25 protein-coding genes are annotated in these 24,005 nt (G+C 68.3%); 17 read left to right on the forward strand and 8 right to left on the reverse strand.

Annotation, left to right across the window (positions count from 1 at the left end; translation table 11 throughout):
• The first annotated feature begins 14 nt into the window (after window positions 1-14).
• From DAT37_RS41265 to DAT37_RS41280, 4 genes are read left to right on the forward strand one after another with little or no spacing between them, the layout of a single operon-like run.
• On the forward strand, window positions 15-977 hold the full coding sequence (locus DAT37_RS41265) for an alpha/beta hydrolase (RefSeq protein ID WP_109530411.1): 963 nt from the start codon (window positions 15-17) through the stop codon (window positions 975-977).
• Window positions 977-1,531, forward strand: a complete 555-nt coding sequence (locus DAT37_RS41270) for a DoxX family protein (RefSeq protein WP_109530412.1) — start codon at window positions 977-979, stop codon at window positions 1,529-1,531. The genes DAT37_RS41265 and DAT37_RS41270 overlap by 1 nt, the downstream gene beginning before the upstream one ends.
• The gene (locus DAT37_RS41275; RefSeq protein WP_109530413.1) at window positions 1,531-2,349 is read left to right on the forward strand and encodes an NAD(P)-dependent oxidoreductase; all 819 of its coding nucleotides are present in this window, start codon (window positions 1,531-1,533) and stop codon (window positions 2,347-2,349) included. Before DAT37_RS41270 ends, DAT37_RS41275 begins: the two co-directional genes overlap by 1 nt.
• A 14-nt stretch (window positions 2,350-2,363) precedes the next feature.
• Complete coding sequence (locus tag DAT37_RS41280) at window positions 2,364-3,173, forward strand: NAD(P)-dependent oxidoreductase (RefSeq protein ID WP_109530414.1); 810 nt, start codon at window positions 2,364-2,366, stop codon at window positions 3,171-3,173.
• Window positions 3,174-3,209: 36 nt separating this feature from the next.
• On the opposite strand, the gene DAT37_RS41285 is transcribed toward DAT37_RS41280, so the two are convergent.
• From DAT37_RS41285 to DAT37_RS41295, 3 genes are read right to left on the reverse strand one after another with little or no spacing between them, the layout of a single operon-like run.
• Complete coding sequence (locus tag DAT37_RS41285) at window positions 3,210-4,766, reverse strand: acyl-CoA synthetase (RefSeq protein ID WP_109530415.1); 1,557 nt, start codon at window positions 4,764-4,766, stop codon at window positions 3,210-3,212.
• Between the two features lie 25 nt (window positions 4,767-4,791).
• Window positions 4,792-4,980, reverse strand: a complete 189-nt coding sequence (locus DAT37_RS41290) for a ferredoxin (RefSeq protein ID WP_109530416.1) — start codon at window positions 4,978-4,980, stop codon at window positions 4,792-4,794.
• The gene (locus DAT37_RS41295; protein ID WP_198654702.1) at window positions 4,977-6,275 is read right to left on the reverse strand and encodes a cytochrome P450; all 1,299 of its coding nucleotides are present in this window, start codon (window positions 6,273-6,275) and stop codon (window positions 4,977-4,979) included. The genes DAT37_RS41290 and DAT37_RS41295 overlap by 4 nt, the downstream gene beginning before the upstream one ends.
• A 139-nt stretch (window positions 6,276-6,414) precedes the next feature.
• Between DAT37_RS41295 and DAT37_RS41300 the strand changes: the two genes are divergently transcribed.
• From DAT37_RS41300 to DAT37_RS41320, 5 genes are all read left to right on the forward strand, one after another.
• Complete coding sequence (locus DAT37_RS41300; protein WP_109530418.1) at window positions 6,415-7,554, forward strand: acyl-CoA dehydrogenase family protein; 1,140 nt, start codon at window positions 6,415-6,417, stop codon at window positions 7,552-7,554.
• A gap of 33 nt (window positions 7,555-7,587) precedes the next feature.
• Window positions 7,588-8,817, forward strand: a complete 1,230-nt coding sequence (locus DAT37_RS41305) for an acyl-CoA dehydrogenase family protein (RefSeq protein WP_109530419.1) — start codon at window positions 7,588-7,590, stop codon at window positions 8,815-8,817.
• Between the two features lie 39 nt (window positions 8,818-8,856).
• On the forward strand, window positions 8,857-9,768 hold the full coding sequence (locus DAT37_RS41310) for an LLM class F420-dependent oxidoreductase (protein WP_109530420.1): 912 nt from the start codon (window positions 8,857-8,859) through the stop codon (window positions 9,766-9,768).
• The gene (locus tag DAT37_RS41315; RefSeq protein ID WP_109530421.1) at window positions 9,768-10,634 is read left to right on the forward strand and encodes an SDR family NAD(P)-dependent oxidoreductase; all 867 of its coding nucleotides are present in this window, start codon (window positions 9,768-9,770) and stop codon (window positions 10,632-10,634) included. The genes DAT37_RS41310 and DAT37_RS41315 overlap by 1 nt, the downstream gene beginning before the upstream one ends.
• A 72-nt stretch (window positions 10,635-10,706) precedes the next feature.
• Window positions 10,707-11,477, forward strand: a complete 771-nt coding sequence (locus tag DAT37_RS41320) for an SDR family NAD(P)-dependent oxidoreductase (RefSeq protein WP_109530613.1) — start codon at window positions 10,707-10,709, stop codon at window positions 11,475-11,477.
• On the opposite strand, the gene DAT37_RS41325 is transcribed toward DAT37_RS41320, so the two are convergent.
• On the reverse strand, window positions 11,478-12,152 hold the full coding sequence (locus DAT37_RS41325; RefSeq protein ID WP_232840312.1) for a TetR/AcrR family transcriptional regulator: 675 nt from the start codon (window positions 12,150-12,152) through the stop codon (window positions 11,478-11,480). It lies immediately after the preceding gene.
• A 159-nt stretch (window positions 12,153-12,311) separates the two neighbouring features.
• On the opposite strand from DAT37_RS41325, the gene DAT37_RS41330 reads away from it, so the two are divergent.
• From DAT37_RS41330 to DAT37_RS41355, 6 genes are all read left to right on the forward strand, one after another.
• Window positions 12,312-13,613, forward strand: coding sequence for an acyl-CoA dehydrogenase family protein (locus DAT37_RS41330; RefSeq protein ID WP_109530422.1), 1,302 nt, complete (start codon window positions 12,312-12,314; stop codon window positions 13,611-13,613).
• On the forward strand, window positions 13,610-14,665 hold the full coding sequence (locus tag DAT37_RS41335) for a phosphotransferase family protein (protein WP_109530423.1): 1,056 nt from the start codon (window positions 13,610-13,612) through the stop codon (window positions 14,663-14,665). The genes DAT37_RS41330 and DAT37_RS41335 overlap by 4 nt, the downstream gene beginning before the upstream one ends.
• Window positions 14,662-15,438, forward strand: coding sequence for an enoyl-CoA hydratase-related protein (locus DAT37_RS41340; RefSeq protein ID WP_109530424.1), 777 nt, complete (start codon window positions 14,662-14,664; stop codon window positions 15,436-15,438). The genes DAT37_RS41335 and DAT37_RS41340 overlap by 4 nt, the downstream gene beginning before the upstream one ends.
• 1 nt (window position 15,439) lies before the next feature.
• Window positions 15,440-16,414 carry an NADPH:quinone oxidoreductase family protein gene (locus DAT37_RS41345; protein WP_109530425.1) on the forward strand — a complete coding sequence of 325 codons (975 nt, stop codon included), beginning with the start codon at window positions 15,440-15,442 and terminating at the stop codon, window positions 16,412-16,414.
• Between the two features lie 91 nt (window positions 16,415-16,505).
• The gene (locus DAT37_RS41350; RefSeq protein WP_232840313.1) at window positions 16,506-16,964 is read left to right on the forward strand and encodes a VOC family protein; all 459 of its coding nucleotides are present in this window, start codon (window positions 16,506-16,508) and stop codon (window positions 16,962-16,964) included.
• Window positions 16,961-17,779 (forward strand): SDR family oxidoreductase, encoded by an 819-nt coding sequence (locus DAT37_RS41355; RefSeq protein ID WP_109530426.1) that lies wholly within the window; start codon window positions 16,961-16,963, stop codon window positions 17,777-17,779. The genes DAT37_RS41350 and DAT37_RS41355 overlap by 4 nt, the downstream gene beginning before the upstream one ends.
• A 28-nt stretch (window positions 17,780-17,807) precedes the next feature.
• On the opposite strand, the gene DAT37_RS41360 is transcribed toward DAT37_RS41355, so the two are convergent.
• The 4 genes from DAT37_RS41360 to DAT37_RS41375 all read right to left on the reverse strand — a co-directional run bounded on the left by DAT37_RS41360 (window position 17,808) and on the right by DAT37_RS41375 (window position 21,532).
• A complete protein-coding gene (locus DAT37_RS41360) occupies window positions 17,808-18,119 on the reverse strand; it encodes a 2Fe-2S iron-sulfur cluster-binding protein (RefSeq protein ID WP_109530616.1) in 312 nt (103 codons plus the stop codon).
• A gap of 184 nt (window positions 18,120-18,303) precedes the next feature.
• Window positions 18,304-19,071, reverse strand: a complete 768-nt coding sequence (locus tag DAT37_RS41365; RefSeq protein WP_109530427.1) for an enoyl-CoA hydratase/isomerase family protein — start codon at window positions 19,069-19,071, stop codon at window positions 18,304-18,306.
• Complete coding sequence (locus tag DAT37_RS41370) at window positions 19,071-20,342, reverse strand: acetyl-CoA hydrolase/transferase family protein (RefSeq protein WP_198654703.1); 1,272 nt, start codon at window positions 20,340-20,342, stop codon at window positions 19,071-19,073. Before DAT37_RS41370 ends, DAT37_RS41365 begins: the two co-directional genes overlap by 1 nt.
• Window positions 20,339-21,532 carry a CaiB/BaiF CoA transferase family protein gene (locus tag DAT37_RS41375; RefSeq protein ID WP_109530428.1) on the reverse strand — a complete coding sequence of 398 codons (1,194 nt, stop codon included), beginning with the start codon at window positions 21,530-21,532 and terminating at the stop codon, window positions 20,339-20,341. The genes DAT37_RS41370 and DAT37_RS41375 overlap by 4 nt, the downstream gene beginning before the upstream one ends.
• A 109-nt stretch (window positions 21,533-21,641) precedes the next feature.
• Here DAT37_RS41375 and DAT37_RS41380 point away from each other — a divergent pair, with 109 nt between their 5' ends.
• A complete protein-coding gene (locus DAT37_RS41380; RefSeq protein WP_232840314.1) occupies window positions 21,642-23,183 on the forward strand; it encodes a class I adenylate-forming enzyme family protein in 1,542 nt (513 codons plus the stop codon).
• Complete coding sequence (locus tag DAT37_RS41385) at window positions 23,180-23,956, forward strand: SDR family NAD(P)-dependent oxidoreductase (RefSeq protein ID WP_109530430.1); 777 nt, start codon at window positions 23,180-23,182, stop codon at window positions 23,954-23,956. Before DAT37_RS41380 ends, DAT37_RS41385 begins: the two co-directional genes overlap by 4 nt.
• Window positions 23,957-24,005: the final 49 nt, after the last annotated feature.

Below are 24,005 nucleotides of genomic sequence, written 5' to 3' on the forward strand. Positions count from 1 at the left end.
ATGTCGGTCTCGCTATGACACTCATCGAATCCGACCTACGCCCGCTCGACGGTCCGGCCCCGCTGCCGGTCGTCGCGGAATTCGACGGCATCCCGGTCTCGGGTCTGCTGGCCGAAGCGCCCGCGCCACGCGCCGTGCTGGTCGCCCTGCACGGCGGCGCGACCGATTCGACGTATTTCGACTGCCCCGGGCACCCGGAACTCTCGCTGCTGCGCCTCGGGCAACGCCTCGGCTACACCGTGCTCGCGCTCGACCGGCCCGGCTACGGCAGTTCCGCGCCGTTCACCGAGGAGCTCACCCCCGCACAGCGGCGCGTCGATCTCATGTACGGCGTCGTCGACTCGCTGCTGGCGAATCGCGAGCGCGGCGCCGGTGTATTCCTGATGGCCCATTCGGCCGGTTGCGAACTCGCGCTGCGGATGGCGAGCGCGGATCGCGGCGCGGACCTGCTCGGCCTCGAGCTGGCCGGGACCGGACGCAACCATCACCCGAAGGCCCAGGAAGTGCTGTGGGGGCCTCGATCCGAGGGCGGCCGCAGGCCGATCGGGCTCGGCGGACTGCTGTGGAAACCGCGTCGGCTGTACCCGCCCTCGCTCGGCGGCGGGGCGATCTACGTGCCCGGCCCCAAGCTGGAGGCGCAGACCATCGCCGACTGGGCCGAACACCACTTCCCCAGCCTGGCCGCGCGGGTACGGATCCCGGTGCGCTACACCGCCGGTGAATACGAGGCCATCTGGCGCAACGACCCGGAGGAAGTGGCGCGTATCGGCGCGCTGTTCGAGGCGGCGCCGCGCGTCGTGCTCAACCTGCAACCCAATACCGGGCACAACGCGAGCCTGGGATATACGGCGGCGGCATACCACCTGAAGGTGCTTTCCTTCGTGGAGGAATGCGTGGTCGCCGCGACTACCGGAGAATTCACCGGACCGACAACGCAATTCGATGGCGGCGCGAGCGCGGCCAGGGAGGTTAGGTAATGGAGGTCACCGATATCGCGCCGCTCCTGCTGCGGCAGGTCGTGGGTGTCACGATGATCGCGCACGGCGTCAACCACTGGATCGGCGGCGGCAAGATCGCAGGCACGGCACGCTGGTTCGGCGGACTCGGGCTGCGCAACGGCGTGCTACAGGCATGGCTGAGCGTCATCACCGAGATCGGCGCGGGCGTCCTGTTGATCGCGGGGCTGCTGACGCCGTTCGCCGCCGCCGCCGTCATCTCGGTCATGCTGGTCGCCGGACTGCTCGCGCACCGCAAGAACGGCTTCTTCGTGTTCAAGGAGGGCTACGAGTACGTCCTGGTCCTGGCCGTGGTCGCCCTCGCGCTCGGCCTGTCGGGACCGGGATGGCTCTCACTCGATCATGCCGCGGGCATCGAGATCACCGGCTGGGCCGGTGGCGCGGTCGCACTGGGCGTCGGCGTGCTCGGCACCGCGGGGCTGCTGGCCGTGTTCTACCGCCCCGCTCCCGCGAGCCCGGCGCCCGAACCCGCGAGTACCGCACCGGAAACCACCGTCAGCGAGGAGGCACACTGATGCGCGTCGGATTCATCGGATTGGGCAGCCAGGGCGGCCCGATGGCCCGCCGGATCATCGAGGCGGGCCACCCGACCACCCTGTGGGCACGCAGGCCCGCGTCGTTGGAGCCGTACGCCGACACCGCGGCCGACACCGCCGAATCCCCCGCCGCCTTGGCGGAGAAGAGCGATCTGGTCTGTCTGTGCGTGGTCGGCGATGCCGACGTGCGCGAGGTGATCACCGGCGAGAACGGCATCCTGGCCGGTATCGCGCCGGGATCGATCATCGCGGTGCACTCCACGGTGCACCCGGACACCTGCCGTGATCTCGCGAAAACAGCCGCGGCACAGGGTGTCGAGCTGATCGACGCCCCGGTCAGCGGTGGCGGCCCCGGCGCCGCGGCGGGCACCCTGCTCGTGATGGTCGGCGGCGCGACCGAAGCCGTCGAGCGCAGCCGACCGATCTTCGAGTCGTACGCGAATCCGATCGTGCACCTCGGTGACGTGGGCGCCGGGCAGGTCACCAAACTGCTCAACAACCTGCTGTTCACCGCCAATCTGGCGACGGCCAAGAGCGCACTGGATCTGGGCACCTCGCTCGGTCTGAGCCAGGAACGCCTCGGTCAGGTCATCTCCAACGGCACCGCGAACAGTTTCGCGCTCGGACGCATCGTCGACGCGGGCGGCACGCTGGACCGGCTCGCGGCGCACGCGGGCGATCTGCTGCTCAAAGATGTCAGCCTGGTGGCCGCCCTGGCCGCGGCGGCGGATGTCACCCCGGGAATCGTGCTCGACGCCGCCGACGCGACTCTGGGCTTCATGGATCGTTCACGTTGAGGGAGACAGCCGGCATGCGTATCGGATTCGTTGGCGCCGGGCGGATGGGCCGCCCGATGATCGAACGTCTGGCCAAGGCCGGGCATACCGTGCGCGCCGTCGGCCGGTCCGCCGAGACCAGGGCCGCGCTGGCCGAAACCGGCGCCGAACCGGTGGCGTCGGTGAGCGCGGCGGCCGCGGGAGCCGAGGCTCTCGTGGTGTGCGTCTTCACCGACGACCAGGTCCGTGAGGTCTGCCTCGGCGGATCGCTGCTGAGCGATCTGCCGCGCGGAGCGGTGCTGATCGTGCACACCACGGGCAGTCCAGCCACCGTGGCCGCCATCGCCGAGGCCGCCGAACACTACGGTGTCGAGGTGGTGGACGCGCCCGTCAGCGGCGGGCCGCACAATATCGCCGCGGGCAAGCTGACGGTTTTCCTCGGTGGGTCCGAGGACGCGGTCGCCCGTGCGCGAGAGGTGGTGTGCGCCTACGCCGATCCGGCGGTGCACGTCGGCGCGCTGGGGTCGGGACAGCGGGTCAAACTCGTCAACAACGCGTTGTTCGCGGCGCAGATCGGCCTGGTCGCCGACGCGGTGCGGCTCGGCGAACAGCTCGGGCTCGACGAGGCGACACTGCTCTCGGCACTGCCGCACGCGAGCAGTAGCGGTCGCGCGCTGCTCAGCGTGGCGAGCAAGGGCGCGGTAACGCAGTTCATGGCATCGGTCGGTGAATTCCTCGGCAAGGATGTCGCCGTCGCCAGGGCGCTCGTCGCCGAACTCGGTGGCGACCTGGGAATTCTGGAGGCAGCCATCGACGCGGGAGTGCCCGCGCACGATCCGGCCTGACCGCTCGGAAAGCCTTCTCGGGGCGCGGGTTCCGCTTCAGATGACGCGGGATTCGCGCCCTTCCCAGTAGCGTTCGCGCAGCAGTCGCTTGTACAGCTTCCCATTGGGATCGCGCGGCAGCTCGGTGACGAAATCGACCGTGCGCGGGCATTTGTACGAGGCCAGTTCCCCGCGGCAGAACTCGATCAGTTCCGCGGCGAGCGCGTCGTCGGCCAGCGCCGGATCCACCGCCTGGACGACCGCTTTCACCGCCTCGCCCATCTCCTCGTCCGGTACGCCGATCACCGCGACGTCGGCGACGGCCCGATGGCCCGCCAGCACGTTCTCCGCTTCCTGCGGGTAGATGTTCACCCCGCCGGAGATGATCATGTGCGCCTTGCGGTCGGTGAGGTACAGGTAGCCGTCCTCGTCGAGGTAGCCCATATCGCCGATGGTGCGCCAGCCCTTCGGGTGGGCGGCGGCCGCGGTCGCGTCCGGATTGTTGTGGTACTCGAAGGGTCTGCCGCCGCCGAAATGGACGACGCCGACCACGCGCGGGCCCACCTCGTTGCCTTCGGCGTCGACGATATGGCATTCCTGCATGGGCTTGCCCACCGAACCGGGATGACTCAACCAGTCCTGCGCGCCGATGTAGGTGGTGCCGATATCCTCTGTGCCCGAGTAGTACTCGCTGATGATCGGTCCCCACCATTCGATCATCCGATGCTTGACCGCCACCGGACACGGCGCCGCCGAGTGCACGACGTCCACCAGACTCGAACGGTCGAAGCGGGCGCGGCGCTCGGCGGGCAGCCGCAGCATCCGCACGAACATCGTCGGCACCATCTGGGTGTGGGTGACGCGGTAGTTCTCGATCAGATCCAGGCATTGCGCCGGATCGAAGCGCTCCATCACCACGACGGTCGCGCCGAGACGTTGCCACGACATCGAGAACACCAGTGGCGCACCGTGATACAGCGGCGCCGGTGATAGGTACACGCCGTCGCCGGTGGCGCCGGAGATCAGCAGGCCGCGCGCGATCTGCACGGGCGCGGCGGTGGGATCGCCCAGTGGTGTGGCTGGCAGCTGTTTGCGCACACCCTTGGGACGGCCGGTGGTGCCCGAGGAGTAGAGCATCTCCCGGCCCTCGCACTCGTCCGCAAGCGGACCGGGCGCGGTGGCGGCGAGGATGTCGTCGTAACGCTCGAAACCCGGCAGGTCACCGTCGACGGTGACGCGTACCGGGATATCGGACAGATCCAGCCCGGCCACCACATCGGCCATGGCGGCGCTGGTCACCAACGCGGTCGCGCCGCTGTCGGCCAGGATGTACTGGACCTCGGCCGGGCGCAGATGACGGTTGACCGCAGTGTAGTAGAGCCCAGAACGCTGTGCGGCCCAGGCTACTTCGAGATAGGCGCGGGTGTTCTCCAGCAGGATGGCGATATGGCCGCCGACGCCGAGGCCACGTTCGCGCAGCGCCGTGGCGAATCGCAGCGAGCATTCCTCCAGTTGCGCGTAGGTGACCGTCTCGCCGCTGCTCGCCATGACGAGCGCGACCCGATCCGGGGATCGGGTCGCGTGCCACCCGAGCGTCGCTTCGGCATCACTCATGCCCGGCCGCTCGATTCCTCTGTGTTCATTCTTCGACGATCGCCCGTTCGGGACAGTTCTGCACGGCCTCGCGGACCTTGTCCTCGTGTTCGGCGGGGATCTCGTCGACGAGCACCTCGGCGTAGCCGTCGTCGTTGATGGCGAACACCTCGTCGCACAGCACCATGCAGATGCCGTGTCCGCGACAGCGTTCGTCGTCGATGGAGACCTTCATCGCGCTTCGGCCTCGGCGACGTCGATGTCGAGGTACAGCTCGTTGAGTCCACGCAGGATGAACGTGGGCAGGTAGGAGAAGGTGCGGGCGTCGGCCGGGCCGTGCCTGTTCTCGTTGATCCGCAGATCGGCGGTGCGCTGCAGCAGACGCTCGATGGCGACGCGCGCCTCGGCGCGGGCCAGCGGAGCGCCGGGGCAGCTGTGCACACCGCGACCGAAGGCGACGTGGGCTCGAGCGTTGGAGCGGGCCGGGTCGAAGGTCGTCGGATCGTCGAAGCGGCGCGGATCGCGGTTGGCGGCGGCGTTGATCACCATCACGACGCTGCCCTGCGACACCTCGGCCCCGCCGACCTCGGTATCCACCTTGGCCAGTCGGAAGTCGCCCTTGACCGGGCTCTCCATCCGCAGCGACTCCTCGATGAAGTTCTGGATGCGGCTGGTGTCCTCGCGCAGGTACTGCTGGATGTCGGGGCGTTCGGCCAGCGTACGCAGCGCCGAGCTGAGCAGGCGGACGGTGGTCTCCTGCCCCGCCGAGAAGAGGTTGGCCGCCACCCGCACCACATCCATGACCTCGGGCGTGCTGCCGTCGGGGAAGGTCGCGGTCGCCATGCTGGTCAGCACATCGTTGCGCGGATTGGCCCGGCGGTCGTCGATGTAGCCCGAGAACTTCGTGTAGAGGAATTCGATCGGGGCATGCTGCAGGTCCTCACCGTCGGTGCTGCCGACCGCGCCGCGCGAATGCTTCTCGCGCTGCAACTTGTTGAGGAATTCCTCCTGGTCGTCGGCGGGCACGCCGAGCAGATCGGCGATCACGTAGAGGGTGAACGGCCCCGCGAAATCGCGGATGATGTCGGCGTCTTCCATCACGAGGAACTCGTCGAGCAACCGGTCGGCGATCGACCACATCGCCTCTTCGTTCTCCTTGAGGCGCTTGGGGGTGATCAGACGCATCAGCACGGCGCGGTGCCCGGTGTGCATCGGCGGATCCATCGTCGGCAGCTGGTCGCTCATGGGCAGCTTGTCGCGATGTTCGGCGATCAGCGCGTCGACATCCTCGACGCCCTCGAGCGAGACCGGGAAGCCGGGGAAGGGGCCGGTGACCGAGATGCAGGAGGAGAAACGCTCGACGTCGTTGTAGACCTCGAGCGCTTCCTCGTAGCCTGTCACCATCGTCACGTCGTGATGGTTCTCCTTGGTGACCGGACACACCTCGCGCAGCGAGTCGAAGTACGGGTACGGATCATCGACCAGCTCCTGTCCGAGGAAGAAGTCCAGATCCTGGAAGTTTTTCACCACTCGACGGTTCCCTTCGATGCTCCGGCGAGCGCACGGGGCTGACGCTGCCAGTTGACTTCCATGATTGAGAATAAGGCTCTCATCTGTGAATATGAGATTTCCATATTCATAGCTCCGCGTCAACCAGAGGACCGCCATCATGCCCAATGACCCCACCGCGGATCAGCGGTTTTTCCAGTCGACCACCCGGGACTTCCTCACCGACACCGTGCCGATCGGCACCGTGCGCGCGCTGGGCGACTCCGGCACCGGATTCGACCGCGACTGGTGGCAGCGCGGGTGCGAACTCGGCTGGACGTCGATGCTCATCCCCGAAAGTCTCGGCGGCGGAACGGTATCCGGTTACGCCATGACCGAACTCGGCCTGGTCGCCGAGGAACTGGGCCGCGCTGTCGCGCCCGGCCCGTTCGTCACCACCAACGCCGTACTCGCCGGACTGGTTCCCGCCGCGGACCGGTTCGCCGAGACCCTCACCGCCGTGCAGAGCGGTGAGACCGTCGTGGCGTGGGCGGTATACGAACCGAACCGCGGTTTCGAGGCGCTCTCCGGCACGGTGACCGGCACCCGCGCCGAACCGAACGGCGACGGCTACCGGCTCACCGGCGTCAAGGACCGGGTCGAGGCGGGCGATCAGGCGGATCTGTTCCTCGTCACCGCCGAGAGCGAGCAGGGCCCGATCCAGCTGCTGGTACGCGCCGACGCCCCCGGCGTGACGGTCACCCCCGCGTGGACCCTGGACCTGGTGCGCCGCACCGCGCAGGTGTCGTTCGAGAATGTCGAGGTCGCGGCGGACGCCGTGGTCAACGTCGGCGCCGAGGCCGCCGATTCGATCAGGACCCAGGCGCTCACCGCCGCGGTGTTGACGGCGACCGAGACGGTCGGCGCGACCGGCCCCGCCTTCGACTCCACGCTGGAATGGCTCACCGATCGCTACACCTTCGGCAGGCCGCTGGCGTCCTACCAGGCGCTCAAGCACCGCATGGCCGACAACAAGACCTGGCTCGAAGCCTGCAAGGCGACCGTGGCCGCGGCCGCCGCGGCGTGGGACGAGGACGCGGCGGGCGCGGCCGAGACCGTCAGCATCGCGAAATCGTTCGCGGGCGCGAAGGCGACCGTGATCGCCCAGGACTGCGTGCAGTTGCACGGCGGCATCGGCGTCACCTGGGAACACGACCTGCACCTCTACCTGCGTCGGGTGACCCTCGGCCGCACCCTGTACGGCACCCCGGAAGAGCACCGGCGCCACATCACCGACCTGCTCGACACCGCGGCAGCCTGAGTCGCACCGAATCTCCAGGAAGGCACGTCACCAATGACCACCGAGCTCGAATCCGTCGCCGATTTCCGCGAACGCGCGCGAATCTGGTTGCGCGACAACATGCCGACCGCCCCGTCGACGGAACTCAAACCCGATTCCGACGAGGCGTGGCAACGCGCGCGTCAGTTGCAGCGCATCCTCTTCGACGGCGGTTTCGCCGGCATCTGCTACCCCGCCGAATACGGCGGCCGCGGACTGACCCCGGCACACCAGCGCGCCTTCAACAAGGAATCGGCGGGCTACGAGATGCCGCTGCTGCTCAATGTCCCGACCCTGTCCATCTGCGCGGCGACGCTGGCCGAACTGGGCACCGACGAGCAGAAGCGCGCACACCTGCCCGCCGTGCTCAAGGGTGACGAAGTCCTGGTCCAGTTCCTGTCCGAGCCCAACGGCGGATCCGATCTCGCGGGCCTGACCACCCGCGCGGAACGCGACGGCGAGCGCTGGATCCTCAACGGCTCCAAGATCTGGAGTTCGGGCGCCTACGCCGCCGACTACGGCCTGTGCCTGGCCCGCACCAACTGGGACGTGCCCAAGCATCGCGGCCTGACGCTGTTCATCGTTCCCGTGCACGCGCCCGGTGTGACCGTGCAGCGGATCAAGCAGGTCACCGGTTCGACCGAGTTCTGCCAGGAATTCTTCGACGATGTCGCGCTGCCCGCCGAAGCGGTGCTCGGCGAGGTCGACGCGGGCTGGGAAGCGGCGTCGCGGCTGCTCAACCACGAGCGCGCGGCGCTGGGCGGCACTTCCCCCTACATCAGCGGCCACACCGTGCACATGGGCGCCGAGACGATCTCGCTGGTCCAGGTGGCGAAGGCGACCGGTCAGTGGGAGGACTCGCGCGTGCGCGAGGACATCGGCGAGGCGCGTGCCATGCGGGTGGTACGCGATCAGCTCATCGCCCACGTCACGAAATCGATCATGAGCGGCGCCCTTCCGCCCGCGGCGGGTTCGATCACCCGGCTGTTCAGCGCCGAAACCGAATGGATGCAAACGGATATGCGGGTGCGCATCGCGGGTTCGGTCGCGGCGACCCAGGCGCCCGGCGATCCGGTCAACAGCGAGAAGATCGGGCTGGACTACCTGTTCCGCAACGCGTGGAGCCTGGCGGGCGGCAGTACCGAGATGGCGCGCAACATCATCAGCGAACGGGTGCTCGGCATGCCGCGCGAATACGCCGCCGACCGCGACGTCCCGTTCAACCAGGTCAAGCGCGGCCGATGAGCCGAACCCACCTGTACCGAACCCACCGATAGGGAGTCGATGCGATTCATATTCCATTATCCGGAAACAGCCGGATACGAGGGCAGCCTGCTCGACGCGGGTCCGCTGCCCGAGGTCGCGGCGGCGGCCGAGCGGCACGGGTTCGACGGTTTCTCCCTCAGTGAGCATCCCGCCCCCGGCGCCAAATGGCTGGCCTCGGGCGGTCATCAGACCCTCGATCCGTTCATCGCCCTCGCCTTCGTGGCGGCCGCGACCGAGCGGCTGCGGCTGATCACCTATCTGACAGTCGCGCCCTACCGCAATCCGATGCTGCTGGCCAAAACCGCCGCCTCCCTGGACATCCTGTCGGGCGGACGGGTCACCGTCGGTATGGGCACCGGCTACCAGAAGAGCGAATTCCACGCCCTCGGTGTGGATTTCGACGAACGCAACGTCCTGTTCGACGAAGCGCTGGATGTGCTGCCCCAGCATTGGAGCGGTGAGCCGTTCAGCTACACCGGCACCCATTTCAGCGCACGCGACGTGGTGGCACGGCCGCGCCCGATCCAGCAGCCGATCCCGCTGTGGATCGGCGGAAACTCGGCGTTGAGCCGTCGCCGGGTGGCCCAGCGGGCCCAGGGCTGGATCCCGATGAGCGGCGGCGCGGAACTGTCCACGACAGCGCGGACGCCGTCGCTGGGGCCGGTACCGGAGTTGGCGCGCAAGATCGCCGAGATCAGGGAACAGGCGCAGGCTGCGGGACGCACCGAACACATCGATGTCGTGTACTCCTACAGCGGCGAGGGCATCACGAAACCGACCGTCGACGCCCAGCGCCATACCGACGCGTTGGCCGAACTGGCCCAGGCCGGGGTGGACTGGATCGTCATCTCCAGCCGGACCCGCGAACAGGCCGAGACGATGGACTTCATCGAAGGTTTCGGCACCACCTATCTGACGGCGGCCCGCTGATGGGCTGGTTCGAAGAACGCGCGGGCCTGCACGCCACGGTCGCCGTGGTCACCGGCGGCGCGGGCGGACTGGGCCAGGCGGTCGTCACCGACCTGGCCGCCAACGGCGTGCGGGTCGCGGTACTCGACGCCGACGCCGACGCCGCGGCGGCACTGGGACGACTGGCGGCCGAACGCGGCCACGACGTCCTGATCGAGGTCGGCGACGCCAGGAATCCCGATGTGCTCGCCGCGCTGTTCGACGCCGTCGACGCCCGCTGGGGACGCCTGGACACCCTGGTCAACGTGGTCGGCGGCACCTTCCGCGCCCCGTTCACCGAAACCAACGCCAAAGGCTGGGACGCGGTCATCCGCACCAACCTGGGCCATGTGCTGCACGCGTGCTCACTGGCGGTGCCCCGCATGCGCGCGGGCGGACGCGGCGGCAGCATCGTGAACATCACCACGATCGAAGCCCACCGCGCCGCACCGGGTTTCGCGGTCTACTCCGCGGCCAAGGCGGCGGTGGAACAGTTCGCCCGCACCCTTGCCGTGGAAGTCGCGCCGGACGGGATCCGGGTCAACAATGTCGCGCCGGACTACGTGCCGACGCCGAATCTGACGCGGTTCAGCCACGCCGACGGCGCGCTCGACGATCCGGTCGGGGTCAAGGTCGCCATCCCGATGGGCCGGGTCGGCCACGTCACCGACATCTCGAACAGCGTGGTGTTCCTGGCCTCGGCGCTCTCGTCCTACATCACCGGATCCACGCTGCATCCCGACGGCGGCACCAGCGCGTCGGCGGGCTGGTTCAACTGGCCCGGCCAGGGCTGGGCCAACCACGCCCCGCTCGAGGTGCTCCGCGGGGCCACCGAGGCGGCGCGTTGATGGACGCCGCGAGGTCGCAGGCCGGAGTCGGATCGGATACGACGCGATGTGATCGCCGATGAGGAGCCACTGATGGGATACGCGGACGGTGTTTTCGATCTGACCGATCAGGTCGTGCTGATCACCGGCGGCAGCCGCGGGCTCGGGCGCGAGATGGCTTTCGCCGTGGCGCACTGCGGTGCCGATGTGATCATCGCGAGCCGTAACCACGACTCGTGCGTGGCGACCGCCGAGGAGATCAGGGAAGCCACCGGCCGCGATGCACTGCCCTACGCGGTGCATGTCGGCCGGTGGAACGAACTCGACGGTCTGGTCGATGCCGCCTACGAACGGTTCGGCAAGATCGACACGCTGATCAACAACGCCGGAATGCAGCCGACCTACGACTCGCTCACCTCGGTCAGCGAGAAGTTGTTCGACTCGGTACTGAACCTCAACCTCAAGGGGCCGTTCCGATTGGCGGCGCTGGTCGGCGAGAAGATGGTGCAGGCGGGGCGCGGGTCGATCATCAACGTCAGTTCCACGGGGTCGATTCGCCCGACGCCGTGGATCGTCCCGTACGCGGCGGCCAAGGCCGGGCTCAACGCGATGACCGAGGGTCTGGCACTCGCCTTCGGGCCGAACGTACGGGTCAACACCCTGATGGCGGGCCCGTATCTGACCGATGTCAGCAAAGCGTGGGGCCTGGAATCGCTGGAGCCCGCGCGCAACCCCTTCGCCGCGCACGCGTTGCGCCGCGCGGGCCGACCCGACGAAATCATCGGGGCCGCGCTGTTCCTCGCCTCCGACGCGTCCAGCTACACCACGGGGTCGATTCTACGATCCGACGGCGGTATCCCCTGACTATTCCGGGGTGAGGGCACGCAGGCAGAAGGCGGTGATCCGGTCCACGTCGTCCTCGGTGGGACCGGATCGCTGCCGCAGCAGGTCGGCCAGCGTGCCGATCGCGACATGGGCGATCAGCGCCGCATCCGATTCGGGTGCGGCGCTTCCCAATTCGGCGAGCACGTCGCGCAGCAAGGTGGCCAGTCCACTGCCGACCACGCCCGGCCCGGCCTCCAGCGCCAGACCTGGTCCGGCCGCGTTCCACAGCACCGACAGGGTGGCCGCCGCGGTTTGCTCGTCGGCCTGAGCCAGGATCGCGGCCACCCAGCGGCGCACGCGCAGGCGGGGATCGGATTCCTTGGCCATCTGATGCGCCGCGTAGCGGGCCAGCCGCTCGGAGCCGTCCTCGAGCAGGGCGGCGACCAGCGCGTCCTTGGACGGGAAATGCCGATAGAAGGCGTCGTTGGAAAGACCTGCCGCCGCGACGATATCGACGACCCTGGGCTTGGCGGTCACCCCGCCCGCGGTCATCACCGACAGCGCGGCATCGAGCAGGCGCCGGATCTCGTCGGCGTAGTCGGCGCGGCGCTTGGCGAGGGCGCGCTTGGCTATCCTCGCGGCGACATCGTCGACACGTTCCGCCTCGTCGGACGCCGCGTCGTCGTACGACAGGTCGACCGCCAGGTCCGTCACCGCGTTCTCCTTCACAAGAATATTGTTCTCGACAGGCTCCTCCAGCGCAAATGCTGACGCCAGCTGCGAAAACGCGAGCGTCGAGCACACGCTCGATCCTAGCCAAGAATTGCATTCTGGTTAGAGAGAAGCTTATTCTTCGTAGCGAGAGGAGATGCCATGGGATGGGATTTCGAAACAGACTCCGAGTACCAGGCGAAGCTGGACTGGGCCGAGGAGTTCGTCCGCGAAGAGGTCGAGCCACTGGACCTGGTCTGGCCGCACGAGCAGTTCGTGCCGCTGGACGGAGGACGACGCAAGGCGATCGACCCGCTGAAACAGCGGGTCCGCGAACAGGGCCTGTGGGCGACCCACCTGGGCCCCGATCTGGGTGGCCAGGGCCACGGGCAGGTGAAACTCGCCCTGCTCAACGAGATCCTCGGCCGCTCGTCCTGGGCCCCGATCGTCTTCGGTTGCCAGGCGCCCGACACCGGCAACGCCGAGATCATCGCCCACTACGGGACGCCCGAGCAGAAGGAACGCTATCTGCGGCCGCTGCTGGAGGGCGAACTGTTCTCCTGCTACTCGATGACCGAACCGCAGGCGGGCGCCGATCCGACGCAGTTCCGCACCATGGCGGTGCGCGACGGCGACGACTGGATCATCAACGGCTGGAAGTTCTTCTCGTCCAACGCGAGAACCGCGTCCTTCCTGATCGTCATGGCGATCACCGACCCCGACGTCAGCCCGTACAAGGGCATGTCGATGTTCCTGGTACCCACCGACACCCCCGGTATCGAGATCGTTCGCGACGTCGGCCTGTACGGCGAGCCCGAGGGCGAGGGCCAGCACGCGCTGATCCATTACAACAACGTGCGGGTGCCGAACGCGGGCCTGCTCGGCGGCCCCGGACAGGCCTTCGCCATCGCGCAGACCCGCCTCGGCGGCGGTCGCATCCACCACGCGATGCGCACCATCGGCCTGGCCCGCAAGGCGATCGACATGATGTGCGAACGCGCGCTCAGCCGTGAGACGGCCGGCAGCAGGCTGTCGGAGAAGCAGTTCGTGCAGGGCTACATCGCCGATTCCTACGCGCAGTTGCAGCAGTTCCGGCTGTTCGTGCTCTACACCGCGTGGGAGATCGACAAGCACAACGACTACAAGAAGGTCCGCAAGGACATCGCCGCGGTCAAGGTCGTCATGCCGACCGTGCTGCACGACATCGCCTGGCGATCGATGCAGATCCACGGCGCGCTCGGCACCACCAACGAACTGCCGCTGTTCCGGATGATCCACGGCGCAGCCGTGATGGGCCTGGCCGACGGACCCACCGAAGTGCACAAGACCACCGTCGCCAAACAGGTGCTGCGCGATCACAAGCCCACCGAGGACACCTGGCCCACGGAATGGATTCCGCGCCAGCGCGAGGCCGCCCTGGCCAAGTACGCCGAATTCCTGGAAAACGAAGTAGGAAACCGATGACAAGCGACGCAGTAACGGAGACCGGGTCGACCCTCGACGTCACCCGCCTGGCCGCCTGGATGGAACAGGCCGGACTCCCGGACGCGAAGGGCCCGATCGAGATCGGCCTGCTCTCCGGCGGCACGCAGAACGAGATCTACGAGATCCGCCACGGCGACCACCGCAGCGTGCTCCGCATTCCGCCGAAGGCCGCACCCGCCGACCGCGACAAGGGCATCCTGCGCGAATGGCGCATCATCGAGGCGCTCGACGGCTCCGAGGTTCCGCACACCAAGGCCGTCGCGGTCTGCACCGATCCGTCGGTGCTCGGACGCACGTTCTACCTGATGGGCTTCGTCGACGGCTGGTCGCCGATGCAGCACAAGAAGATCTGGCCCGCGCCGTTCGACTCCGACCCGGTGGCCCGCGCCGATCTGGCCTACCAGCTCGCCGAGGGAATCGCGTTGCTGGGCAACGTCGATTGGAAGGCGCGCGGGCTGGAGGATCTGGGCAGGCCCGACGGTTTCCACGAACGTCAGGTCGCGCGCTGGACCGGATTCTTCGAGCGCATCAAGGGTCGCGAACTCGAGGGTATGGACACCGCCACCGCGTGGTTGAACGAACACCGGCCGCTCGATTTCATCCCCGGCGTCATGCACGGCGACTACCAGTTCGCCAATGTCATGTACCACCACGGCGCGCCCGCGCGGCTCTCGGCCATCGTGGACTGGGAGATGGGCACCGTCGGCGACCCGAAACTCGACCTCGCCTGGATGTTGCAGGGCTGGCCCGAGGACACCTCGGCCCCCGAGGCGGCGACCTCGAGCTACGTCGATCTGAGCGGTATGCCCTCGCGCCAGCAGCTCGTCGACCACTACGCGAAGGTGTCGGGACGCCAGGTCGACGATCTCGACTACTACCTGGTCCTGGCCAAGTGGAAGCTCGCGATCGTGCTGGAACAGGGTTTCCAGCGCGCGGGCGACGACATCAAACTGCAGTCGTTCGGCGGAATCGTTCCCGAGCTCATGCGCTCGGCCGCCGAACTCGCCGAATCGAGTGGGTACAAGGGATGAGCGAGACAGAGGAATTCCAGCTCGAACGGCACGGCGCCGTCTCGGTGGTCCGGTTGAACCGGCCCGAAGCCCGCAACGCGCTCACGGTGGCGATGATGCAGGGCATCGGCGCGGCGGCCGTCGAGGCCGAGAGCGATCCCGAGATCCGCGCGCTGCTGCTCACCGGCGCCGGTGACCGCGCGTTCTGTTCCGGTATGGATCTGCGCGCGTTCTCCTCGGGAGCTTCCTTCTCCGACGAGGACCGCGATACAGCCGCCTACCTGCGCCTGGCGCGCGGCAAGCTGTCGGTCCCCGTGGTGGGCGCGGCCAACGGTTCCGCCATCGGCGGCGGTCTGGAACTGCTGCTCGGCGGCGATGTGCTCATCGCCTCCGAGGACGCGAAATTCGCGTTCCCCGAGATCAAACGCGGGCTGATCCCCGGTGGCGGCGGTACGTTCATCGGCACCAGGATCCCGATGAACATCGCGCTGGAGATGACGCTGACCGGCGATCCGATCACCGCGGCACGCGGCTACGAGATCGGTCTGGTCAACGCGGTCGTCCCCGCGGATCAGGTGTTCGCGACCGCGCTCGACTTCGCGCAGCGGATCGCGGCCAACGCACCGCTGGGCCTGGCCGCGTGCAAGGAACTGGTCCGGTTGGCCGTCGACGACGCGGCCGAGGCCGACAAGCGGCTGACACACTGGCAGGGCAAGGTCTTCACCAGCGACGACGCGAAAGAGGGCGCGATGGCGTTCCTGGAGAAGCGCGCGCCGGTGTGGCAGGGTCGCTGACATGCGCGCGGCCGTCTGCCCGGCCTACGGACCGCCCGAGGCGGTCGAGATCCGCACGCTGCCCGCACCCGAACCCGAACCCGACCAGGTGCTGGTTCGGGTCGGGTCGGCCGCGGTCAATTTCCCCGATGTCCTGCTGATCGCCGACAAGTACCAGATCAGCGTGCCGCCGCCGTTCGTTCCCGGTAGCGAGTTCGCGGGCACGGTCGAGGCGATCGGCAGCGAGGTCACCGATCTCGCGATCGGTGACCGTGTCAGCGGCACCGGGCTCTACGGCGCCTTCGCCGAACAGGTCGTCTTCGCGGCGAAGAAACTGGCGCGGATACCGGACGGGGTGGATCTGCCCACCGCCGCCGCGTTCGGCGTCGCCTATCGCACCGCGTATCACACGCTGCGATCGATGGCCCGTATCGGCGAGGGCGATCGGGTGATCGTGCTCGGCGCCGGCGGCGGGGTCGGGCTGGCGGCGGTACAGCTGGCCGTCCAGTTGGGCGCCGAGGTGACCGCGGTCGCGTCGTCACCGGAGAAGCTCACGGCGGCAAAGCAATACGGAGCCGCGCACCTGATCGACCGGACGGCCGGCGATATCCGCGCCGCCCTGCGCGAGGCGTTGCCCGACGGCGCGAACGCGGTGGTCGATACGGTCGGTGGCGACCTGTCGGTGCCCGCGCTGCGCACATTGGCGCGCGGTGGTCGTTTCGTCACCGTCGGCTACGCGTCCGGCGTCATCCCGGACATCCCGCTGAATCTGGTGCTGATCAAGGGAATCCATCTGCTCGGCTTCCAGTTCCACGATCTCGATCCGGCCGAATACCGCCGCAACGAGGACGAATTGGCCGCGATGCTGGCCGAGGGCCGGATCCGCCCGCATATCGGCGGTGAGTATCCGCTCGCCGAGGTCGGCGCCGCGCTGCGCGAGGTGGCCGACGGACGAGCGGTCGGCAAGATCCTGGTCGAGCTGTCCGGCGACCAGTAGTCGATATACCTTTCGACCGAAAGGAGAGGGTCATCAACAACACCGATGCCCATCTCGTCCTCCATCGTCCGGCACGCCAGGCGGTGACCCGATGATCCGGGCCGAGAACCAATTCCATCTCGGCATCGTCTCCGACGATTTCGAGGCCACCGTGGCCGAACTGTCGGAGGCCTTCGGCTACCGGTGGGGTCCGCAGGTCGGGGGCTCCATCGAGGTGACCACGCCCGCGGGCGCCACCGTCGTCGATCTCGCGTGCACCTACTCGGTGACCGTCCCGCGCATCGAGATCGTCCGTTCGATCCCCGGCACGCTGTGGGAGCCGTCGGGCGGCGGCATCCACCACCTCGGCTACTGGTCCGACGACGTCGCCGCCGACGCGGCGACGCTGCTCGACAACGGCTACGTCAGCGAGGTGACGCGCGACCTGCCCAACGGCCTGCCGCAATTCGCCTTCCTGCGCGGTCCGTCGGGTATCAGGATCGAACTCGTCAACCGCCTGACCGAACCCGGCCTGTCGGGCTGTTGGGCCACCGAGAGGAATGCCTCATGACCACCGTGGGAATCGTCACCGGCGCCGGTCGCGGCATGGGTCTGTCCTGTGCCGAACGACTTTCGACCATGGTCGACGTGCTGCTCGTCGCCGACCTGGACAAGGAAACCCTCGCCTCGGCCTCCGATGCCCTCGCGGCGCGGGGCTCGGCGCGGATCGAACCGATCGTCGTCGACATCTCCGACGCCGACGGCGTCGCCGGTTTGGCCGCGCGCGCGGGCGAACTCGGCACCCTGCGGGCCGTCGCCCATGTCGCGGGCATCTCCCCCACCATGGCCGACTGGCGACGCATCTTCACCGTCGACCTGATCGGTACCGCCCTGCTCGCCCGCGAACTGCGGCCGCTGGTCACCACCGGCACCGCGACGGTGTGTTTCGCGTCGATGGCGCCGGTCCTGGCCGGCATCGCCGCCGAACCCGCGGTCGCCGAGATTCTCGACGATCCGCTCGCCGAGGGATTCCTCGACGCCGTACGCGAGGCCGTCGGCCCGTCGGTCGAAGATCCGGGCGTCGCCTACTCGTGGGCGAAATACGGTGTGAAGCAGTTCGTCCGGCGCGAGGCGGTGCGTATCGGCGCGGCGGGCGGCCGCATCTGCTCGGTGTCACCCGGCATGATCGACACCCCGCAGGGGCGTCAGGAGGCCGAGCAGCACGCGAGTATGCAGGCGCTGGTCGCGCGGACCCCGCTGGGCCGCACGGGACGGCCGGAGGAACTCGCGGCGGTGGTCGCGTTCGCGCTCTCCGACGAGGCGAGTTTCCTCAACGGCGTGGATCTGCTCGTCGACGGCGGCGTATGCGCCGCCGCGCGCGGCTGATCACCGCGAACAACGGTCGACGCCGGAATCACTCGTATTCGACGGTCACCGTCGGCGTCTGCGGAACCGACTGACAGGTGAGGATGTACCCCTCGGCGACATCCTCATCTGTCAGCGCGTCGTTCACCCGCATCTCGACACGCCCCTCGATGAGCCGCGCCATGCAGGTGCCGCAGTTGCCCGCCTCGCACGCGAACGGCGGATTCAGCCCGGAACGGCGACCGGCCTCGAGCACCGTCTCGTCCGGCTTCATCTCGACGATGGACTCCCCGCCGTCGAGCCGTACGGTCACCACCGAGTCGGTGGCGGTGTCGTGCTGGGGTACAGATGATCCGGCCATGACGGCACACTCCTGATCGGTGAAATCGCACACGTCGGATGGGCAAGACCCCGACGGTACCGACGAGCGCTCAGGCCATGGGCCTGAGCGCTCGCTCAGCAATTTGGGCTGTGCACATGCTTAGCACGGCACTTCGCGGGCGGTCAATACCGGCAGGTCAGCGACCTGAACACCGAGGACATGCTCACCGTCCGGTCCACCGCGGTGTGCGCTTCTCGGAGAAGGCGCGCGGCCCCTCCTGCGCGTCGGAACTCTCGTAGCAGTGCGTCGACGCGTGCCGCGCGGCCTCCAACGCCGCCGAACGCCCCATCTCGGTCGCCAGCATGACCGTATCGCGCGCCGCGCGGACCGAGAGCGGCGCGCCCGCGGTGATCTCGGTCGCCAGCGCGATGGCGGCGTCGAGCAGGTCCTGTGGCTCGGCCAGGCGATTCACCAGACCGATCTCGTAGGCCCGCTGCGCGGTGATCGGCTTACCGGTCAGCAACAGCTCCATCATGATCCGCTGCGGGATCATGTGGATCAGCGGCGCCGCCCACGGCGAACTACGGCCGACCTTCACCTCGGTGACCGCGAAGGTCGCGGTGGTGCTCGCGACGCACAGATCACAGGCCTGCGCGATCATCCAGCCACCGGCGAACGCCGCGCCGTTGACCGCGGCGATGGTCGGCTTGGACAGTTCGATGGTGTCGTAGGGCAGCGCGAACATATCCCGCGGCGGGACCGTCATCCCGGTGCGCACCATCTCCTCGAGATCGCCGCCCGCGCAGAACGCCTTGGGGCCCGCGCCGGTGAGAATCGCGACGCGCAGATCCGGATCGCGCTCGAACCGGTCCCACGCCTCGAACAGTCCGGCGCGCACGTCCAGCGCGAGACAGTTGCGGCGTTCGGGCCGGTTGATGGTGATGATCGCGATGCCGTCGGATCTGGCATCGAAGAGTACGGCGTCTGACATCAGAAACCTCTCCGCTGGACGACGTGTGCCGCTCGCTCCAGCTCTTCACGGAAGTCGGGATGGGCGATGGCGATCAGCCTGCGGGTGCGCTCTGCCAGCGTCTGCCCGGCGAGTTCGGCCGCGCCGAATTCGGTGACGATCACGTCCACGTCGCTGCGCGCGGTGGTCACCGGACCGCTCAGTGCCACGGTGATCCGGCTGATGGTGCCCCCCTTGGCCGTGGCGGGCAGTCCGATGATCGAATGACCGCCGGGCGAACGCACACCCGCGCGAACGAAATCGACCTGGCCGCCGGTGCCGCCCAGATAGGACGAGCCGCTCTGTTCGGCGTTCACCTGCCCGGTGATGTCGACCTCCATCGCGGAATTGATGGTGACCAGCCGTTCGATCTGCGCGAGCACCCCGGCGTCGTGGGTGTAGCCGGTGGCGCACATCCGGATCGACGGGTTGCGGTCGGCGAACCGATACAGCCGATCGGTGCCGATGAGCGCACCGGTGACCGAGACACCTCGGTCGATCTTCTTGCGCGCGTTGGTGAGAACGCCCGCTTCGACCAGGTCGACGAGTCCGTCGCCGATCATGCCCGAATGCACACCGAGGTCGACCCGGTCGTGCAGCAGTCGCAGCATCGCGTCGGGCACCGCGCCGACCCCGACCTGCAACACCGAGCCGTCCTCGATATAGGCGGCGGCGAATTTCGCGATGGCCGAGTCGGTTTCGCTGACCTTCGCGGCCCGGACCTGCACCGGCGGCCGCGAGACCCGCACGGCGATGTCGATATCGGAGGCGGCCAGCCGCTCGCCGAGGGTGAACGGCACCTGGTCGTTGACCTCGGCGACCACGACCCGCGCCGTGGCGACGGCGGCGCGCACGTAATCGCTGATGAGTCCGAAACTGTGCTCGCCGTTCTCGTCGGCCGGACTCACCTGGACGAAAGCGACATCGCAGCCGATGGCCCCGGATTCGATCAGCGGACCGACCCGGCTGACGTGGCACGGCACGATGCCGAGGCGGTGTTCCTTGGTGAGCGAACGCAGGGTGCCGATCGCGCCCATACTCGACAGCGCGAAGGAATCGGTGGCCTCGGGGGTGAAGATCCCGGAGAAACTGGTGGCCACGAACGCGGACAGTCCGCCGATCTCGCGGCCCTGCGCGATGAGCGCCTCGAGCAGCGTGGTCGGTTCACCGCACGCCTGTCCGATGACGATCCGGTCGCCGAGGCGCAGGATCGTGCGGAGATCCAGTTCGTCTGCCTCGAGCACTGTCGTCACCGCTGCGCCTTTCCGTTCGCGTGAGCCGTTCCGTTCGCACCCACGTCCGCGTGTCGGCGCAGCTCGCCGAGCACTTCCTCGGTGTCGGCGCCCAGTCGCGGCGCGGGACCGGCGACCCGGCCGGGCGTTCGGGAGAACCACGTCGGCGGGCCGGGGAAACGCAAAGGCCCGTAGGAGGATTCGACGGTTTCGAAGAAGCCCGCGTCGGTCAGGTGGGGATTGTCGAACAATTCGTCCAGCGAGCGCACCGGCGCGCACGGAATACCCAGCGCGCGAAGCAGTTCCAGCCACTGGTCGGTGGTGCGCTCGGCGAAGGTCTCGGCGAGTCGGGCGTAGACGACGTCGATCCGCGCCGCACGCTGTTCCAGCGTCGCGAATTCCGGGCCCGCCCAGGCGGGACGCACGGCCTCGACGAAGGTCGTCCACTGTTTGTCGTTGTAGACCAGCGCGGACAGGTAGCCGTCGGCGGTGCGATAGGGCTTGCGATTCGGGGTGACGGCGCGTGGATAGTGCGCGGGTCCGAGCTGCGGTTCGAACAACGCGCCGTTGGCGTGCTCGACCAGCATGAACGCCGCCATGGTCTCGAACATGGCGACCTCGACCTCTTGGCCCTCGCCGGTGCGCTCGCGATGGAACAGCGCCATCGTCGTCGCGTACACCGCGGTCAGGCCCGCGATCTTGTCGGCCATGATGGTGCCGACGTATCCGGCGGTTCCGGTGAGCTGTTCCTGGACCGACGGCAGACCGCATTCGGCCTGGATGGTGTCGTCGTAGGCGGTCAGATCAGCGTCGCGACCGCGACGGCCGTAGCCGTAGCAGTTGGTGTAGACGATCGACGGATTCAGTGCCGCGACCGCGTCGTAGCCGAATCCGAGCCGATCGATCGCCGAGGCGCGCATGGAGTGGATGAACACGTCGGCCGTGGCCACCAGGTCGCGCAGCGCGGCGGCGCCCTCGTCGGATCTCAGGTCGAGCACCACACTGCGTTTGCCCCGGTTGACATTGACGAAGACGCCGCCCATGCCGCGTTCGGGGCCCACCGAGATGAAGCGGGTGTTGTCGCCGGCCGGAGGTTCGATCTTGATGATCTCCGCGCCCATATCGGCCATGATCTGCGTGCAGTATGGGCCCATGACCATCGCCGTCAGGTCGATGACACGGATACCGGACAGCGGGCCTGTATGTTCCATCGCCACGTCCTTTTTTGCGACCTCTCCGGTGTCTACACAAATCCCATCGCGATGGGTACCGTGAGGCTATCTGATGAATCTTTGCAAGGATAGTGATATCAAAGACGCTGTGGACAGTTTCAACGGCGACAGCCCACCGGGCCCGGCCCCCCTTCGACCGATCGCCCGTGTGCTCGACGCGCCTCTGCGCGCCGAGCCCGACGCGACGGCCGTAGAAGCCGCCTCCGGCTCCCTGACCTATGCCCAACTCGACGAACGAGCCGACCGCGCGGCGGGCGCCCTGTGGTCGCTCGGCGTGCGCCCCGGCGACCGCGTCGCGGCGTGCCTGCCCAACGACCTCGACATCGTCGTCGCCTTCCACGGCACGCAGCGGATAGGCGCCGTGTGGGCGGGTATCGGCGAGGCCCTGTCGGCTCCCGAACAGCGGCATCTGGTCGATCTGGTCACGCCGACGGTGGTACTCGCCGGACCGCGCTGGCTGCTCGACACACCCGAGACCATCGACGCCGAGCGCTGGGCCGCCCTGACCGAATCGGCCGAAGCGCCACCCGCCGTCGAACTCGATATCGACGCGCCCGCGGGTATCGCCTTCACCAGCGGGACGTCCGGCAAGCCGAAGGCCGTCGTGCACAGTCAGCGTAACCTGCTGCTGCCGGGCGCCGCACTGGTCGCCACCCGCGGATACGGCCCCGACCTGCGCAAGGGCGACAGCTTCCCGTTCACGATCCTCAATCTGATGGTGCTGTCGACCCTGCTCACGGCACAGGCCGGCGGTTGCGCGGTCGTCATGAACCGCCGCGATCTCGAAGGCGTGGCCGAGTGGATCGCCCGCCACCGCGTGACCGTGTGGAACGGCGCACCGGCCCAGCTCTACGACCTGGCACGGCGGCCCGAGCTCGATCTGAGCTCGCTGCGGGAGGTCTGGAGCGGTGGCAGCGACACCCCCGACACCATCCGCAAGGCCTTCGCCGCCGCGCACGGCATCTCCCCCCGCGTCACCTACGGCCTCACCGAAGCCCCGACCATCGTCTCCATCGACACACCGGGTTCGCAGTGGTCACCCGGCAGCAGCGGCCTGGTGATGCCCCAGTTCGATGTCGCCGCCTACGACGACGACGGCCGACGCCTGCCACCCGGCGGGCTCGGCGAGTTGAAGGTCGCCCCCGCCACCGCGGGGCCGTGGGCCGGACTGTGGACACCGATGCTCGGCTATTGGGAGGATGGTCGCGTGCGGCCCCCCGAACCGGGTCCGACCCCCACCGGCGATATCGGCACCGTCGACGCCGAGGGCATGCTGTCGGTGCTCGATCGCAAGAAGATGGTCATCATTCGCGGCGGCGCGAATGTGTACCCGCTCGAGGTGGAGCGGGTCATCGGCGCCCATCCGGATGTCAACAAGGTCGCGGTCTGTCCCGTTCCCGACGAACGGCTCGGCCAGAAGGTCGCCGCGATCGTCGAAAGTCTCTCCCCCACGGTCGATTTCGCGGAACTCGCGGCGCTGTGCAAACGGGACCTGGCCGGATACAAGGTGCCCGAGATCTGGGTGCGGGTCGACGCCCTGCCGACCAACGCCATGGGCAAGGTGGAACGCACCAAACTCACCGAACTCGCCGCGCCCGCCGCCGAACCGACAACGGAGGTCTCCCGGTGAGCCTGCCCCGCGAACACGCGACACGACTGTTCGACCTGGACGGCCGGGTCGCCATCGTCACCGGCGCGTCGTCCGGTCTCGGGGTCGCGGTCGCGGAATCCCTGGCCGCGCTCGGCGCCAAGGTCGCCGTGGTCGCGCGCCGCGAGGACCGCCTGACCGAACTCGCCAAACGCATCGACGGACATCCCGTCGTCTGCGATCTCGGCGACTCCGACCGGGTCGGCGACGTGGTTCCGGCGGTGGTCGACGCGCTCGGACCGCCGGAGATCCTGGTCAGCGCCGCGGGCAACCGCTTCAGCAACGATCGCGCCGAATCCGAATCGCTCGCAGACGTGCACCGGACGCTCGGCCTGAATCTGATCGCCCCGTTCCTGCTCGCGCAGGCGGTGTTCCCGTACATGCGCGACGCCGGGCGCGGATCGATCGTCAACATCTCCTCGATCAGCGGACGGGTCGGCGTGCCGGGAATTCCCCAGGCCTCCTACGCCGCGAGCAAATCGGGGCTTTCCGGACTCACCGCCGAACTCGCGGTGCAGTGGGCCCGGCACTCGATCCGGGTGAACACGGTCGCGCCCGGATTCTTCCGCAGCGAGATCACCGACAGCCTCTACGACAGCGACCGGGGCGCGGACTATCTGCGCCGCAACACCCCCCTGCCGACCGAGGGAACGGCCGACGACATCGTCGGCGCGGTCACCTGGCTGGCCGGTGACGCGGCCCGCTACGTCACAGGTCAGACGATCGTCGTTGACGGCGGCTGGACGACCCGCTGACCTGTGCGCTTGCGCCGGTCAGAGCCGGTTGACACCCGGTACCAATAAT

This window comes from Nocardia aurea (assembly GCF_003123685.1).
GTDB lineage: Bacteria > Actinomycetota > Actinomycetes > Mycobacteriales > Mycobacteriaceae > Nocardia > Nocardia aurea.